The following is a 557-nucleotide window of genomic DNA, read 5'->3' as shown; positions in this document are numbered from 1 at the left end:
CAACTGACAAGGAGCTCTATGAAAGTTATCCACTACTTCTCAGATCTGAAGCGGTAAACCTCGTTTCAATACTATAGGGATGCATTCTGGCATGAGTACAATCTTTTGATTTCATTAACGTACAATTCGCATTTATAGGACGAGGTGGATAATGCTTAACTTCGAGGTCTTAGAGCCTCCAGAAAGTCGTTCCGATCTCACCTCGACCTCAGAAGTAGTGGTAACTTTATTTGTTTTTTTATGCTGCTAAAGGTGTCTTGTTTGTTTTTGTTGTACTAATCAGACTGTTATAAGATAGCTTTTTGTTGATTTCTTCTAGTATTTCATATGGCTCAACTTTCGAAATAAACGGCTTTTTATCGCGAAGCATCGCAAACGCAATCTTTATAAACTTGTTTCCTAAAGCAATAAAAATTTTACGAGCGTGTTTTCCTTTTTCTTTTAATCTTGTTACAAATGGCTGTAAATCTTTGTTGTGCAGAGCCAGACAACGACCAAGGTTATAAATGATATAGCGAAGATGGGGATTTCCTTGCTTCGAAATACGCCCAAAATAC

The 557-nt window shown here is 37.0% G+C and carries 1 pseudogene; it reads right to left on the bottom strand.

Going from position 1 to position 557, the window contains the following annotated elements:
- Nucleotides 1–238: 238 nt before the first annotated feature.
- Nucleotides 239–557: pseudogene (locus tag Q1B07_RS26755) on the bottom strand (IS110 family transposase); the annotation flags it as partial.

It is taken from the genome of uncultured Metabacillus sp., assembly GCF_947503125.1.
Classification (GTDB): Bacteria; Bacillota; Bacilli; order Bacillales; family Bacillaceae; genus Metabacillus.
The sequence above is the reverse complement of the archived record's forward strand: the minus strand, read 5'-3'. Positions and strand labels throughout refer to the sequence as shown.